At 74.1% G+C, this 14,803-nt stretch carries 10 protein-coding genes and 1 pseudogene; 4 read left to right on the top strand and 7 right to left on the bottom strand.

The genetic code is table 11. The features are described 5' to 3' along the window. Positions 1–83 precede the first annotated feature (83 nt). The 3 genes and pseudogenes from ABD948_RS09825 to ABD948_RS09815 form a co-directional block, all read right to left on the bottom strand. A pseudogene (locus tag ABD948_RS09825) lies at positions 84–419 on the bottom strand (SDR family NAD(P)-dependent oxidoreductase); the annotation flags it as partial. A gap of 90 nt (positions 420–509) precedes the next feature. Next, the gene (locus tag ABD948_RS09820) at positions 510–1,118 is read right to left on the bottom strand and encodes a nucleoside/nucleotide kinase family protein (protein ID WP_345265226.1); all 609 of its coding nucleotides are present in this window, start codon (positions 1,116–1,118) and stop codon (positions 510–512) included. Positions 1,119–1,122: 4 nt separating this feature from the next. Beyond that, positions 1,123–2,592, bottom strand: coding sequence for a Vgb family protein (locus ABD948_RS09815; protein WP_345265224.1), 1,470 nt, complete (start codon positions 2,590–2,592; stop codon positions 1,123–1,125). A 176-nt stretch (positions 2,593–2,768) separates the two neighbouring features. Here ABD948_RS09815 and hflX point away from each other — a divergent pair, with 176 nt between their 5' ends. The 3 genes from hflX (at position 2,769) to ABD948_RS09800 (ending at position 7,204) form a co-directional block, all read left to right on the top strand. Further along, positions 2,769–4,277: a GTPase HflX gene (gene hflX / locus ABD948_RS09810; protein ID WP_345265223.1), complete on the top strand. Its 1,509-nt coding sequence runs from the start codon at positions 2,769–2,771 to the stop codon at positions 4,275–4,277. A 148-nt stretch (positions 4,278–4,425) separates the two neighbouring features. Further along, positions 4,426–5,106, top strand: a complete 681-nt coding sequence (locus ABD948_RS09805; RefSeq protein WP_345265221.1) for an SGNH/GDSL hydrolase family protein — start codon at positions 4,426–4,428, stop codon at positions 5,104–5,106. Between the two features lie 187 nt (positions 5,107–5,293). Then, positions 5,294–7,204 (top strand): ATP-dependent DNA helicase, encoded by a 1,911-nt coding sequence (locus ABD948_RS09800; RefSeq protein ID WP_425576588.1) that lies wholly within the window; start codon positions 5,294–5,296, stop codon positions 7,202–7,204. Between the two features lie 19 nt (positions 7,205–7,223). On the opposite strand, the gene ABD948_RS09795 is transcribed toward ABD948_RS09800, so the two are convergent. The 4 genes from ABD948_RS09795 to lexA all read right to left on the bottom strand — a co-directional run bounded on the left by ABD948_RS09795 (position 7,224) and on the right by lexA (position 12,907). After that, positions 7,224–8,561, bottom strand: a complete 1,338-nt coding sequence (locus ABD948_RS09795; protein ID WP_345265217.1) for an alkaline phosphatase family protein — start codon at positions 8,559–8,561, stop codon at positions 7,224–7,226. Continuing rightward, positions 8,561–10,294 (bottom strand): alkaline phosphatase D family protein, encoded by a 1,734-nt coding sequence (locus ABD948_RS09790; RefSeq protein ID WP_345265215.1) that lies wholly within the window; start codon positions 10,292–10,294, stop codon positions 8,561–8,563. The genes ABD948_RS09795 and ABD948_RS09790 overlap by 1 nt, the downstream gene beginning before the upstream one ends. Before the next feature lie 125 nt (positions 10,295–10,419). After that, on the bottom strand, positions 10,420–12,057 hold the full coding sequence (locus ABD948_RS09785; RefSeq protein WP_345265213.1) for an MXAN_6640 family putative metalloprotease: 1,638 nt from the start codon (positions 12,055–12,057) through the stop codon (positions 10,420–10,422). 100 nt (positions 12,058–12,157) lie between these two features. Next, positions 12,158–12,907: a transcriptional repressor LexA gene (gene lexA / locus ABD948_RS09780; protein WP_345265211.1), complete on the bottom strand. Its 750-nt coding sequence runs from the start codon at positions 12,905–12,907 to the stop codon at positions 12,158–12,160. Between the two features lie 138 nt (positions 12,908–13,045). On the opposite strand from lexA, the gene ABD948_RS09775 reads away from it, so the two are divergent. Then, positions 13,046–14,716 (top strand): sulfatase family protein, encoded by a 1,671-nt coding sequence (locus tag ABD948_RS09775; RefSeq protein WP_345265209.1) that lies wholly within the window; start codon positions 13,046–13,048, stop codon positions 14,714–14,716. Positions 14,717–14,803: the final 87 nt, after the last annotated feature.

Below are 14,803 nucleotides of genomic sequence, written 5' to 3'. Positions count from 1 at the left end.
GACCGCGGCGTCGGAGCTGAGACCAGCACCCGGCCGCCGTGCTCGCGCAGCTGCGGCAGCAGGGCGGCGGTGAGCGCCACCGGTGCCACCAGGTTGGTGCGCAGCACGTGCTCGAAGGTGTCGGGCTCGAGCTCCTCCAGCCGGGGGAGGGGGCTCGCGCCCAGGGTGCTGGCGTTGTTGACCAGCGCCGCCGCCCCGCCCAGCGCGGCGGCGGCGGTCACGAGCGTTGCGCGGTGGCGGGGGTCGGTCACGTCGCCGGGGACCACTCGGTGCGGTCCGTGCGCCAGCTGGCCGGTGGACGCCTCCAGGGCGGCGGCGTCCCGGCCGTCGAGGACCAGGTGCCACCCCCGTCGGTCGAGCGAGCGGGCGAGGGCCTGGCCGAGCCCGCGAGAGGCTCCGGTGATGACGGCGACGGGCATGGTGCGCTCCTTCGGTTGAGGTGCGCTCAGCCTGCAACTTCAAGTTGAGTTGAAGTCAAGCGTGGCCTGCGCCCCCATGCCGGGAGACGGCTACCAGCTGCTCAGCTCGACGACGGCGTCGGCTCGCCCTGCGGCGTGCTCGACCAGGCGCGCGTTCGGCTCGTCGACCCGCTCCACCCAGGCCCGAGCAGCCTCCGGCGTCTTGCCGTGCCGCTCGTGCCGTGCCAGCAGCCGTCGGCGTCGCAGCGACTCCTCGACGTGCACGTGCCACACGACGTCGAGCGCTGCTCCCACTGACACCCAGCGCGGCTCGTCGAGCAGCAGGTAGTTGCCCTCGGTGACCACGAGGCCTGTCGCCGGAACGTGCAGGGCGCCGGCCAGCGGTTGCTCCAGGTCGCGCTCGAACGCGGGGGCCACCAGGTCGTCCTCGCCTGCGCGCAGCCGGTGCAGCAGGGCGGCGTACCCGGGTGCGTCGAAGGTCTCCGGCGCCCCCTTCCGGTCGCGGAGGCCACGCCGCTCGAGCTCGACGTCGGCGTAGTGGAAGCCGTCCATCGGCACGGTGGCGACGGCGAGCCCGGCGCTCACCAGCGCCGCCGCGAGCGTGGACTTGCCTGCGCCGGGTGCGCCGGTCAGGCCCAGCAGGCGGACGCCGCCCGGGAGCGGGGGCAGGGGCGGGAGCGAGGACGGCGACGCGGTCACCGGCTCAGCGTCGCACCCGCACGACCTTCGTCACCGTGGCGCGCCGCGCCCCCTGCGGGGTCAGGGCGACCGTGACCTTCGCGGTGCCGCGCCGAGGGACCGCGCGCAGCCCCTTGCCCGTGAACGCCAGGCGGACGGCGCCCTTGCGGCCCTTCTTCACCGCGTACCGGGCGGTGCGGGTCAGCGCCCTGCCCTTGCCCGTCACGATGCGGGCGGTGCCACGGCACCCGGCCGCCGCCGAGCGCGGGCACGTCAGGGGCACGCCCACCCGGGACTTCCTCACCACCAGCGGCCGCGTGCCGGTGGCGACCTTGCCCGCGAGCGGCGTGCGCAGGACCGAGCCCTTGCCCGGGTCGACGTTGGTGGTGCGCAGGCCGCTGCGCGGCACGCGGATGACCACGTTGTTCTCGGGGTCCGTCGCCCAGACGGCGCCGTCACGGGTGATGGTGAGGTGCTCCGGCTCGTAGCCGCCGATCCGGGTGAGGGCGCCGCGGCCGGCCTTCGTGACGTGGCCGATGCCGGCGGCGGCGCCGATGCTGGCGAACCACATCTCGCCACCTGGACCCGCCACGAGGTCCGCGGGGGCGGTGCGCTCGCCGGTGTTGAACGTGCGGATGCGGCCGTTGCGGGCGTCGAGGTAGCCGACCTCGCCGTCGTCGGGCGAGGTGAAGATGGTCCCGCCGAAGTAGCGCCCGAACCACACCGAGCCGGCGGGGCCGCCGTCGGCGATGGCGTAGGGGTAGGCGGCGAACCGGTTGGCCGGGTAGCGCACGCCGCTGGCGCCGTTCTTCGCGATCCGCACGAGCCCCTGGTCCTGGCGGCACCACATGAACCCGTCGCGGCCCTGGCCGAGCGCGTCGTCGCACCCGGGCGCGTTGGGGTCCTCGTAGATGGTGTTGCCGGTGATGCGCACGACGGTGTCGTAGTCGAAGGACTTGGTGACCCAGACGACGCCGTCGCGGGCCACGCGCACCTGCTGGCCGAAGGTGCCGATCGTCCCGGAGGTGATGCCGTTGCCGGCGGCGTCGAGCTGACCGATCATCCGGCCGGACTCGTAGAGCACCCACACCGTGCCGTCCGGCGCCACGTCCAGGTCGGCGACGGTGGTGACGCCGGGGCTGGAGGCCGGGAACGTCACCGTGGTCAGCTGACCCGACGCGGTCATCCGGCGCACCTGGTTGGTGTCCTCGAGGGTGAACCAGACGCTGCCGTCGGGGTGGGCCTCGATGTCACCCAGGCCCGCCTCGCTCCCGTCCACCGGGAAGATCCGCGCGCCGGTGGCGCGGGCGACGCGCGGCGCCACCGTCGTGGTGGTCGTGGTGATCGACGCCGCCGCGCGCGCCGTCAGCCGGCGCTCGGGAGCCGCCCCGGGGGCCGCCGGGGTCGTCGAGGATCCCTCGGCGACGGCGAGGGCGGGCAGGCCCGCCAGGCCGAGCGTCGCGATCGTGGCCAGGGCGAGCAGGGTCGAGCGCACAGAGGTTCTCCGCAGGTCGGTGGGGTGGGCCGGGCTTTACCCTCGGCGATCGGCGCCGTCGGATCCAGTGGCGGGCCAGGGAACGTTCCGGTCTGTGCCGGGTCGGCGGGTCAGCGGGCGCCGGGAAGCGATAAGCGCTCGCCAGCGTTGACCAGGCAGACCTACCCTGGAGGCATATGAGCAACGCACCTGACTTCTCCCTGGCCGACGAGCTGAGCAGCACCGAGCGCTGGGAGGACGCCGAGACCGCCGCGGACTTCTCCTCCGGCTACGCCGAGCGCGACGAGCCCGCCGACCGGCCTGACGACCCGACCACGGGCGCCCTCGACCTCGAGGCACGTCACGCGCTCAAGCGCGTCGCCGGCCTCTCCACCGAGCTCGAGGACATCTCCGAGGTCGAGTACCGCCAGCTGCGGCTGGAGCGCGTGGTGCTCGTGGGCGTGTGGACCGAGGGGTCGGCCACCGACGCCGAGAACGCGATGGCCGAGCTGGCGCTGCTGGCCGAGACCGCCGGCGCCCAGGTGCTCGACGCGCTCTACCAGCGCCGTCAGAAGCCCGACCCGGCCACCTACGTGGGCTCGGGCAAGGTCGAGGGCCTGCGCGAGGTCGTGCAGAGCACCGGCGCCGACACCGTCATCTGCGACGGCGAGCTGGCGCCCAACCAGCTGCGCAACCTCGAGGACAAGCTCAAGGTCAAGGTCGTCGACCGGACCGCGCTGATCCTCGACATCTTCGCCCAGCACGCGAAGAGCAAGGAGGGCCAGGCGCAGGTCGAGCTGGCGCAGCTGAGCTACATGAAGCAGCGCCTGCGCGGCTGGGGCGGCAACCTCTCGCGCCAGGCCGGTGGCCGGGTCGGCGCCGACGGCGGCGGCATCGGCGGCCGAGGCCCCGGTGAGACCAAGATCGAGACCGACCGGCGCCGCATCAACGACAAGATCGCCAAGCTGCGGCGCGAGCTCGCTGCGATGAAGGGCACCCGCGACACCAAGCGCGCCGACCGGCGTCGTCACCGGATCCCCTCGGTCGCGATCGCCGGCTACACCAACGCCGGCAAGTCCTCGCTGCTCAACCGGCTCACCGGGTCCGGCGTGCTCGTCGAGGACGCGCTCTTCGCGACCCTGGACCCCACCACCCGCCGCACCACCACCTCCGACGGCCGCGTCTACACGATGAGCGACACCGTCGGGTTCGTGCGGCACCTGCCCCACCAGCTGGTCGAGGCCTTCCGCTCCACGCTGGAGGAGGTGGCCGACTCCGACCTCGTGCTGCACGTGGTCGACGGATCCCACCCCGACCCCGAGGGCCAGATCCACGCGGTGCGCGAGGTGTTCGCCGAGATCGGGGCCACCGGGGTGCCCGAGATCATCGTGGTGAACAAGGCCGACCAGGCCGACCCGCTCGTGCTCGCCCGGCTCCGGGCCCGCGAGCCGCACTGCGTCGTGGTCAGCGCCAAGACCGGCGAGGGCATCGATGCCGCGCTCGAGGTCGTCGAGGCCGAGCTGCCGCGCCCCGACGTCGAGGTCGACGTGCTGGTGCCCTACGAGCGCGGCGACCTGGTCAACCGGTTGCACCAGCACGGCGAGATCGATGCCCTGGACCACACCGCCGAGGGCACGCGCATCACCGGCCGCGCCAACGCCGACCTGGCCGCCGAGCTGGTCGACTTCGCCGTCAGCCCTGCCTGACGGCGCCGACCACGGACCGCTCCCGGGGCCTCCGGGTCACAATTGTGTGAACCGCTCGCAATCCCTCGGTCTAGACCGCACACTGGTCCCCGTGCGAATGGGGCTTCGAGAGCGGTCGGCGCGTCGCGGCCCGGTGCCGTGGTTGGCCATGGGTGCCGTCCTGGTGATGGTGGCGTTCTCGGTGCAGCTGTTCGTGCGCGCGAGCGGCGAGGACCTCGCTCGCTGCGAGCGGTTCTCCCAGGCCTCGACGGCGCGCCTGGCGGCCGATGCCGGGCCCGTCGAGGGGCGCCGCGTCGTCGTCATCGGCGACTCGTGGTCGGTGGGCCTCGGCCTGGACCGCCCCGCCGCGTCCTGGCCCTCGCGCCTGGCGGCCGAGCTCGGTGCGCGCGTCCACGTCGCCGGCTTCTCAGGCTCCGGCTTCGGCGCCTTCTCCTCGCCCTGCGGTCGGGTCTCCTTCGGGGACCGCGCCGCCCGGGCGCTGCCCGGAGCCGGATCAGGGGCCGAGCTGGTCGTCGTCGAGGGGGGCCTCAACGACGTCGACGCCTCGGACTCCTCGATCGCCACCGGCTTCCGCAAGGTGCTGCGTGAGGCCGGCGACCGCCAGGTGCTCGTCGTGGGTCCGGCCAGCGCCCCGGCCCGGGCAGCCCTGGTGCCCGACGTCGACGGGCTGCTCGCGCGGCTCAGCGCCCAGCACGGCGTCGCCTACCTGAGCACCACGGACCTCGAGCTGCCCTACCTGGCCGACGGGCTGCACCTCACCGAGGCCGGGCACCGCGCCTTCGGCGACGCCGTCGCCGCCGCGATCGCCGACCTGCCCGCCGCGCGCTGACCCCGCGCCCGCCCACCGAGGGGGCTTCTCCACAGGCGGGGTGAGCGCCGACGGCGACGTCGGTGGCCGGCACTAGGGTGCTCGGGTGCCCCAGCAGACCGACGTCGGCCACGACTCCGCCGTCCGCGACCTCCTCGGCGGCGCCGTCGCCGCGCTCGGGGGAGCCGAGCGCCCGGGCCAGGTGCAGATGGCCGAGGCCGTGGCCGAGTCCATGCGCGAGGGGCGGCACCTGCTGGTGCAGGCCGGCACCGGCACCGGCAAGTCGTTGGGGTACCTCGTGCCGGCCCTGCTGCACGACGAGCGGGTCGTGGTGGCCACCGCCACCCTGGCGCTGCAGCACCAGCTGGTCGAGCGCGACCTGCCGCGCCTGGTGGAGGCGGTGAAGGGCACGCAGCTCGGCAAGGGCGTCGACACCTCCTACGCGGTGCTCAAGGGGCGCTCCAACTACGCCTGCCTGCACCGCGTGCGCGAGGGCGCCCCCGACGAGCAGGGGGTGCTCGTCGACGTGCCGTCCGGATCCATGGCCAAGACCGTGCTGGCGCTGCGCGAGTGGGCCGAGGAGCAGGCCGAGGGCGGCGGCAGCGGAGAGCGCGACGCCGCCCCCCGCCACACCGACCGCGAGTGGCGCCAGGTGAGCGTGGGGCACCGTGACTGCCTCGGCGCCAGCCGCTGCCCGTTCGGCACGGAGTGCTTCGTCGAGGTCGCGCGCGAGAAGGCCCAGCAGTCGCACCTGATCATCACCAACCACTCGCTGCTGGCCATCGACGCCGTCGAGGGCGTGCCGATGATCCCCGAGTACGACGTGGTCGTGGTCGACGAGGCCCACGAGCTGGTCGCCCGGGTCACCCAGGCCGCCACCGACGAGCTCTCGCCCGGCGACGTCGAACGCGCCGCACGCCGCTCGCAGCGCCACGTGGAGGGGGAGGAGGCCGACGAGCTGGCCGACGCCGCCGAGGCGCTGCGCGAGGCGATGGGCGAGGCCCGCCCGGGGCGCTTCACCGCGCTACCGGTGCAGCTGGCCGACGCCCTGGTGCTGGTGCGCGACGCCGCCCGGGCCTGCCTCTCGGCCTACCCCAAGCAGCAGGGCGGGGCCGGTGGTGAGCCCGACGCGGGCATGCAGCAGGCCAAGGGCACCGTGCAGGAGGTCTTCACCACCGCCGACCGGATGGCCGCCGACCTGGCCTCGGACGTCCTGTGGCTCACCGACCCCGGCGGCGCCAGCCGGGTGCCCGCGCGGCTCTGCGTGGCGCCGCTGCAGGTCTGGGGCACCATGCGCGACAAGCTGCTCACCGAGAAGACCGCCGTGCTCACCTCCGCCACGCTGATGCTGGGCGGCGACTTCTCCAGCCTCGCCACCGGCGTCGGGCTCAAGCCGCGCGAACGGGTCGAGCCGGGCGCCACCGACGAGCCGGCCGGCGAGGGCGTGCTGCCCTGGGTCGGGCTCGACGTCGGCAGCCCCTTCGACTACGGCCAGCAGGGCATCCTCTACCTGGCTCGTCACCTGCCCCCGCCCGGGCGCGACGGTCTGGCGGCCGCCCAGCTCGACGAGATCGTCGACCTCGTCGACGCCGCCCAGGGCCGCACCCTCGGCCTGTTCTCCTCGCGCCGTGCAGCGGAAGCCGCCGCCGAGCACGTGCGCGAGCGCCTGCCGCACCTCACGACCCTCGCGCAGGGCGAGGCGCAGCTGCCCGAGCTGGCCCGCCAGTTCGTGGAGGACCCGCACACCTGCCTGTTCGGCACGTTGAGCCTGTGGCAGGGCCTCGACGTGCCGGGGGAGACCTGCCAGCTGGTGGTCATCGACCGGATCCCGTTCCCGCGGCCCGACGACCCGCTGATGAGCGCACGCCAGGAGGCGGCCGACAAGGCCGGCGGCAACGGCTTCATGCAGGTGGCCGCCACCCATGCCGCGCTGCTGCTGGCCCAAGGTGCCGGCCGGCTCATCCGCACCACCACCGACCGCGGCGTCGTCGCCGTGCTCGACCCGCGGTTGGCCACCGCCCGCTACGGCGGCTTCCTGAAGTCCAGCCTCCCGCCCATGTGGACCACCACCGACCCCGGCGTGGTCCGCCAGGCGCTGGCGCGGCTCTCCTCCGGCTGAGTCTCAGCCGGTCAGCACGTCACAGGCGCGCGGTGCCGTCGTACCCGCCGCGCGGGGCTCCCCGCAGCCCGAAGAACGAGGCGACGGTGGGGGCGACGTCGATCGTCGCGGCCTGGTCGGGGGATGAGCGCCGCCGAGCCGTGCGCACCCGGGCGTGCCCGCCGCCGATGAAGAACGGGATGGCGCGCGTGGCCGGGTGGCCGTGGTTGCCGGGGATCGGGTTGGAGGTGAAGGGGTCGGGGTCGCTGAACCGCCAGCCGGCGCGGCAGTACACCAGCACGTCGCCGACCTCCGGGCCCAGCCGCAGCGAGCGCGAGCGACGCGGGTCGTGGGTCTCGAGCACCCCGGGGTGGCGGGCCGCCAGCGTGCGCATCCGGGTGACGGCCCGCGCGCGCTGGTCGCCGGGGCCGGTCCAGTAGAGCAGGTCGGCGCCGCCGTTGTCGGCGATCACGACCTTGCCGGCCAGCAGCGGGTCGTCGTCCATCACCGACTGCAGCGAGACCACCCGGTCGGGGCGCGACCAGTCCATCGAGTGGTCGGCGAGCACGATCACCACCGAGCGGCGCCACCGCCCGGTGCGCTTGAGCATCGCCACGAAGTCACCGACCAGCCGGTCGGTGCCGGCCAGCGCGAGGCGCCGCAGCACCTGGACGGTCTGGCCGGTGAAGTCGGTGTGGCCGAAGCGGTCGATGTCGCCGAGGTTGACGAACATCAGGTGCGGGTCGAAGCGCTCCACCATCTGGGTGGCGGCGCGCATGGTGAACACGTCCGGCGCGTGGCCCGAGATCGGGATGATCGGCGCCGGCTCCCACCGGTGCGTCGCGCGGCCGCCGAAGATGCCGTACAGGTACTCCTTGCTGAGCACCGTGCCGGTGCGGAACCCCTGGCGGTTGAGGCGCTCGATGACGGTGCCGACCTTGATGTCGGAGGGCCGGTCGAGCTCGCGCACCTGCCGCTCGCGCCGGTCGTAGACGCTGTTGGCCGGCACGCCGCTGCGGTCGGGTCGCACGCCGGTCATCATCATCACGTGGTTGGGGATGGTCTCCATCACCGGCAGCGAGGTGGCGCGCGGCCACCGCAGACCGCCGTCGCGCAGCGCGCGCAGGTTCGGGGTCAGGCCGCCGTCGATCTCGCCCGGCAGGCAGCCGTCGACGACGAGCACGTACGCGCGGCGGTCACGGAAGCGTCGTGGCGCCGCCGCGGCGGCCTCACCGGCGCCGAGCCCGGCCAGGGCCGAGAACGCGAGCCCGCCGCCCGCGGTGAGGAGCGTCCGGCGTCCGGCGGTGATCTCGGCGGCGCCCGCCGCGAAGGGACCCTCGCCCTCGGCCCGCGGGGTGGTCGTGGTGTGGTCGCACATCAGCGCACCGGTCCTCTCGCCCGCTCGACCTTGGCGGTGCCGCTGCGGGTCAGGTAGCTCACGGAGTGCCGCACGCTCGTGCGCCGGTCGCTGCGCGAGCCGATCACGAACCAGTCCATCTGGGCGCGCTCCGCCGTCACGTCGAGCACCGAGAACCCGTGGCTGTCGAAGTCTAGGTACTTCACGTGGCGGTTGTTGAGCTTGATCGCCTCCTCCACGGCGCGGCTGGCCGTGCGCGGTGGCACCCCCAGGATGTCCTTGAGGTTGTTGGAGGTGACCGAGGTGCACACGAACTCCACGCCCGCCGACCCACCGGCCACCGGGTAGGCGCCGGTGTCGTAGGGCAGCTCGCACGCCCAGCCCGAGTGGATGTCGCCGGTGAGGAACACGGTGTCGGTGACCTGCCGGTCGCGGATGTGCATGAACACCTCGCGGCGGTCGGCGGTGTAGCCGTCCCACTGGTCGACGTTGTAGGGCAGGCCGTCGTCGGGGAGCAGCCCGGTGACGTCGTTGACCGGGGCGATGAGGTCGCGCGGCAGTGCGGCGAAGGTGACCGGCGCGATCATCACCGGGTTGCCGACCAGCTTCCACTGCGCTCCGCCGCGCCGCAGCGAGGCCTTGAGCCACGCGAGCTGCTGGGCGCCGAGGATGGTGCGGTCGGGGTCGCTGACACCGGGGGTGGGCGCCGGCACCGGCGTCGGGGCGGGGGTGCGCACCTGCTGGCTGCGGTAGGTGCGCAGGTCGAGCATGCTGATCTCGGCGAGCCGGCCGAAGCGCAGCCGCCGGAAGAGGCGGGTGCCGTCGCGCAGGGCCGCGGTGCCACCCATCCGCACCGGCATCCACTCGTCGTAGGCGCGGTGGGCGCGAGCGCGGCGCGCGCGGTAGGAGCCCTCGTCGGGCTGGTGGTTCTCGGCTCCGGCACGCCACTGGTCGTTGGTGACCTCGTGGTCGTCCCAGGTGACGATGAAGGCGTAGCGCGCGTGCAGCGCCTGCAGGTCGGGGTCGGTCTTGTACTGGGCGTGACGGCGCCGGTAGTCCTCCAGGCTCACGATCTCGCGCGCCGGGTCGTGACGCCGGACGTCGCGCTCCTCGCTGCCCTCGCCGTACTCGCCCGGCGCGTACTCGTAGAGGTAGTCGCCCAGGTGCAGCACCGCGTGCAGGTCGTCGCGCTGCGCCAGGGCCCGGTAGGCGGCGAAGAAGCCGGCCTGCCAGTTGGCGCAGGACACGATGCCCAGGCGCAGGTTGCGCGGCCTGGCCGTGGCCGCGGGGGCCGTGCGCAGGCGGCCCACCCGGCTGCGAGCCCCGCGGTAGGTGAACCGGTAGTGGTACTCGGTGGCCGGTCGCAGCCCCGCGACGTCGACCTTGACGGTGTGGTCGCGGTGGGGGCCGGTGGCGAAGCTGCCGCGGCGCACGACCCTGCGGAAGCGGGCGTCCGTGGCGACCTCCCAGGAGACGGTGACCGCCGGGCCGCGCCCGGACCCCGGTCGACTCGCCGAGGTCGGCGTGACGCGGGTCCAGATGACCACGCGCCGCGGCAACGGGTCACCCGAGGCGACGCCGTGGCGGAAGACCCGCCGGCCGGCGGCCTCGGCGGGGGCGACGCCCGCGCCCGCCAGCACACCGACGGCCGCCGCACCCGCTCCGGTGGCCAGCACGGCCCGGCGGGGCAGGGCGGGACCGGAGTCGGTGACGGGAGCGGCGTCGAGCGGGGACGAGGCGGGGCGTGGGCTCACATCGAGAGTCAACGACACCGCGCGCCCGGCGTCACCCGAACGACCGGATCGGTGGCACGAGTTCACCGACCGTTCGCCCGGAGCGCCGGCCGTCACCGGTCAGGCGTCGGCCGACGCCTGCCGGGTCAGGAGCCGGCGCGTCCGACCACCTGCAGCGTGAAGCGCTCCAGCACGTCGTCGTTGCGCGAGACGCCCTGGCAGGAGGACGGGCCCCGCACGAAGCAGCGGTACTGGGTGCCGGCGTTGACCATCGTGAGCTCGACGTGCTTGACCTGCCCGGCCGTGAAGGGCACCACCTTGCGGCCGCCGCCACGGGGTCCGATCGGGATGGCGAGCTTGCGCACGGTGCCATCACGCAGGGTCAGGGACGCGACCGCGGCGCTGCCGCGAGCCGACGGCGCCATCTGCAGGCCGATGCGCAGCTTCCAGGCCGCGTTGCGCAGCCCGGGGGCCGGGGTGGCGCGGACGGTGGCGCTGGTCATGTGGTCGGCGCGGAAGGAGCCGCGGCGGGTCGTGCCGGCGCCGAGCCGGTAGCGCTTGGCGAGCGGCGCGACCGGGTAGCGGTTGGCGCGCGCCTCGTCGTAGGTCGCGAAGGGGCGCCTGTTGGCGCTGGCGAACGTGGCGTAGAGGCGGGGCAGCTGCTGCTTGCGCGCGGCCAGCACGCTCTTCACCGCCTGCATCGAGTACTGGTCGGGCGCTCCGCGCCGGGAGTCGGTGCGCCGGATCATGTCGCGCACGATGGTGGGGAGCCCGCCCTGGGCGGCAGGGAAGCGCTCGGAGAGGTAGCGGAAGAAGATCCAGGTGCCGTAGTGGTAGCCGGTGGCGGAGTCGAAGGTGTCGAGCGGGACGGTCGGCTCGCGCAGCGGGCTGGCCCGCAGGTACTGCAGGTTGTCGTCGACGCCGTCGTACATCTCGTCCTCGACCCAGGCGGCGGTGCCCTCGAGGAACCACAGGTCCTCGGCGATGTCGTAGCCGAACTGGACGGCGTGGAAGAACTCGTGGGCCACCGTGACCTGCAGGTTCTCGGTGGGGGTGTTGGTGGGGAAGCCGGCGTAGTCGTTGTCGACCACGCAGTAGGCCCAGGCGTCGCGAGGACCGCTGTTGCGGATGCGCTCGTCGCTGGTGCAGTAGCCGTAGAGGCCGGGCCCGAGGTCGGCGACGTAGACGTCGGTGGCGTTGCTGCCGCCCCGCCCGGCGTCGGGCTTCGGCGAGCGGTACCCGGCCGCGACGTACTGGTCGTGGACGGCCGCGACGGTGCTGTAGGTGGTGTCGATCCAGTCGGGACGCCCGTTGCCGTTGGGGTCGGCCAGGCTCGGCGCGTTGGGCCCGCTCTCGACCCAGTGCACGCACACCTCGCTGTTGCAGGCCCGCTCGGAGGGCACGTTGCCGTAGGAGAACGGCGAGTCCGGGTTGGAAGAGCCCGGGGGGTCGGTGGGGCGCGCCAGGAACGCGGCGGCCCGGGCGCGGTCGGCTCCGCGCAGCGCGGAGCGCTGCAGGGCCAGGTCGCGCAGCGCCATCGTGACGTCGCGCGACGTCGCGCGACCGGACTGCGCCGAGAACCCGGGTGCCAGCAGCTGCTCGACGCGGGCCAGCGCGGCGCGGGCCGCGCCGGAGGCGCCCTCGCCGTCCGCCACGGCGGCCGGGGCCGCGAGCGGTGCGGCCGTCGCCGGCAGGGGCCCCGCCGCGAGGGCGAGGGCGGTGGCGGCGAGCAGCGCCAGGGTGCTGCGCACGAGCGTGCGAGGGGCGGATCGGCGACGGATCACGAGGACTCCGGGGGTGGTGGGGGCCCGGGGTGGGCCTGACCCCGCGGAGTGTACGGCTCGCCACCGACACGGCCGCCACGTCAGCGGCGGCTCGTGCCGATCACAGTCGTCGCAGGACCGCGGTGACCTTGCCGAGGATCGTGGCATGGGTGCCGTCGATGGGCTCGAAGTCGGGGTTGTGCGGCATCAGCCACACCTGCTTGCCCTTCTTCTGGAAGGTCTTGACCGTGGCCTCGCCGTCGATCATCGCGGCCACGATCTCGCCGTTGTTGGCGGTCTGCTGCTGACGGATGACGACGTAGTCGCCGTCGCAGATCGCCGCGTCGACCATCGACTCGCCCCGCACCTCGAGGAGGAACAGCTGCCCCTCGCCCACGAGCTGGCGGGGGAGCGGGAACACGTCCTCGACACGCTCCTCGGCGAGGATCGGCCCGCCCGCGGCGATCCGACCGACCATCGGCACCAGGGCGGCGGCCGGTGCGGCGTCGCCGATCCCGGTCTCGTCGTAGGAGGACTCCTCGGCGGCACCGAGCGAGCGGCGCGCGGCCATGACCTCGGGCAGGAACACCTCGATGGCGCGGGGCCTGTTGGGGTCGCGCTTGAGGAAGCCCTTCTCCTCCAGCACGCGCAGCTGGTGGGCCACGCTGGAGGAGCTGGTGAGGCCCACGGCGCCACCGATCTCGCGCATGCTGGGCGGGTAGCCGCGCTTCTCGATGCTGTCCTTGATGTGGTTGAGGATGCGCTGCTGGCGCGGGGTGAGGCCGGTCGCGTCCGGCGGGCCGTCGGGCAGCTGGGACACCCGGTTGCCGGATGTGCGGGAGCGGGCGTTGTCGCGCGGGGTGGCAGCCATGGGCTCAACCTAGACCGCGCCGGGGGCGGACTTCAAACACCTGTTCGAACGGCGTGTCGCCGGTGTCGCGGGCGCGGCGGGCGACCGAGAAGGGCGCAAAGTCCTCCTTCTCGCGCCCGGGTCTGCATAGTTCTCCCCATGCACCTCGCCCCGCGCACCGGCATGCGCCGACGGGTCGCGCCCCGCGCTGTCGTCAGGGCTGTCGTCGGCACCGTCGTCGGCGCGCTCCTGGTCTCCTCCTGCGCGGTCGGGGGCGCTGAGCCCGCGCCGGCGCAGGCCGGTGCTGCAGCCGGCGGCCCGCGTGCCGGCGCCGCCGGGGTTGCCGGTCCGTCGTCGGACGCGAGGCCCGCGTGGGCCGGTGGCGGCGCGCGGCCGGTGCTGACGCACGTGTCTCGCGCGATGCTCCCGACCGCGCCGGCGCGGGGTGGTCGCCCCAACATCCTGCTCATCACCGCCGACGACCAGACCGACACGGAGATGCGCTGGATGCCGCGCACGCGGCGGCTGCTCACGCGAGCCGGCATCGACTTCCCCGATGCCGTGAACCCCCACCCGCTCTGCTGCCCGGCCCGGGCCGAGATCCTGACCGGTGAGTACGCCCAGAACAACGGGGTCCGGCACAACACCGGCCGCTTCGGCGGGTACGAGACCTTCATGCGGCACAACGCCACGAGCAACCTGGCGACCTGGATGCGCGGCGCCGGGTACCGCACGGCGCTCGTCGGCAAGATGATGAACGGCTACCCCGGTCGCAACGCGCGCCGGATGCCCGGCTGGGACTTCTGGTCGCCGATCTCCGGAGGGATCTACGACTACTTCGGGTCGACCTTCGTCAACAACGGCGATCCGCTCACGACTTCGCGCAGCACCCACTCCTCCGACGTCATCTCGCGCGAGACCGTCCGTCTCATCACCACCTACGCCCGGCAGCGCAAGCCGTTCTTCATCTGGGCCTCGCACGTGGGCCCGCACGACGCCACCGACCGCCGTGGCCGGTGGGGCCCGCCGCCGGCGGCCGCGCGTCACGCCGGCCTGTTCAGGAGGACGCTGCCGCCGAACCGCGACAAGCCGTCGGTCACCGACCCGCGGCTGGCGGGCAAGCCCTCCGCCGTCAAGCGGCTGGCGCGGAGGGGGCTGGCCGACCAGACCGTGCTCTTCCGCCACCGGATCCGCAACCTGCAGGCGATCGACGAGGCCAATGCGGCGGCGATCCGGGCGCTGCGCCGCACCGGGGAGTTGGCGGACACGGTGGTCGTCTACACCTCCGACAACGGCTACCTGCTCGGCGAGCACGGGGTGTCCACCAAGGACCTCCCCTACGAGGAGGCGCTGCAGATCCCGCTGTCGATGCGGGGACCGGGCATCAAGCGCGGGACCCGTTCGACCGAGACCGCCTCGATGGTCGACCTGGCGCCCACCTTCCTCGACTACGCCGGTGTCCTCGGCAAGGTCCGACGGCAGGGCCGCACCGACGGCGAGACGCTCCGACCGGTCATCGCCGGGCGCGCCCGGCTCTCCGACACCACGCTGACCCAGGCCGGGACCGCGGAGCCGCGCAAGGTGGCCGCCTTCGGCTGGGAGTGGCGCGGGGTGCGCACCGGCCGCTACACCTACACGCGCTGGTGGAACGGCTTCGAGGAGCTCTACGACCGCGACGTCGACCCCTACCAGCAGGTGAACCTGCACCGTGACGCCCGCTACGCCGCCGTGCTGGGCGACCTGCGCAGCCGCTACCGACGCCTGGCCGACTGCGCGGGCCTGGAGGAGTGCGAGCGTCAGGACTTCGGCGCGGACCCCACGCCGAGCTGACCCCTCCCCGAGCCGACCCCACGCCGAGCTGACCCGTGACGGGCTGCTGACGCTGCGGCGCGCTGACCCGACCCCGGACCCGGTCGG

The sequence above is a fragment of the Nocardioides nanhaiensis genome (assembly GCF_039542785.1).
Classification (GTDB): domain Bacteria; phylum Actinomycetota; class Actinomycetes; order Propionibacteriales; family Nocardioidaceae; genus Nocardioides; species Nocardioides nanhaiensis.
The sequence above is the reverse complement of the archived record's forward strand: the minus strand, read 5'-3'. Positions and strand labels throughout refer to the sequence as shown.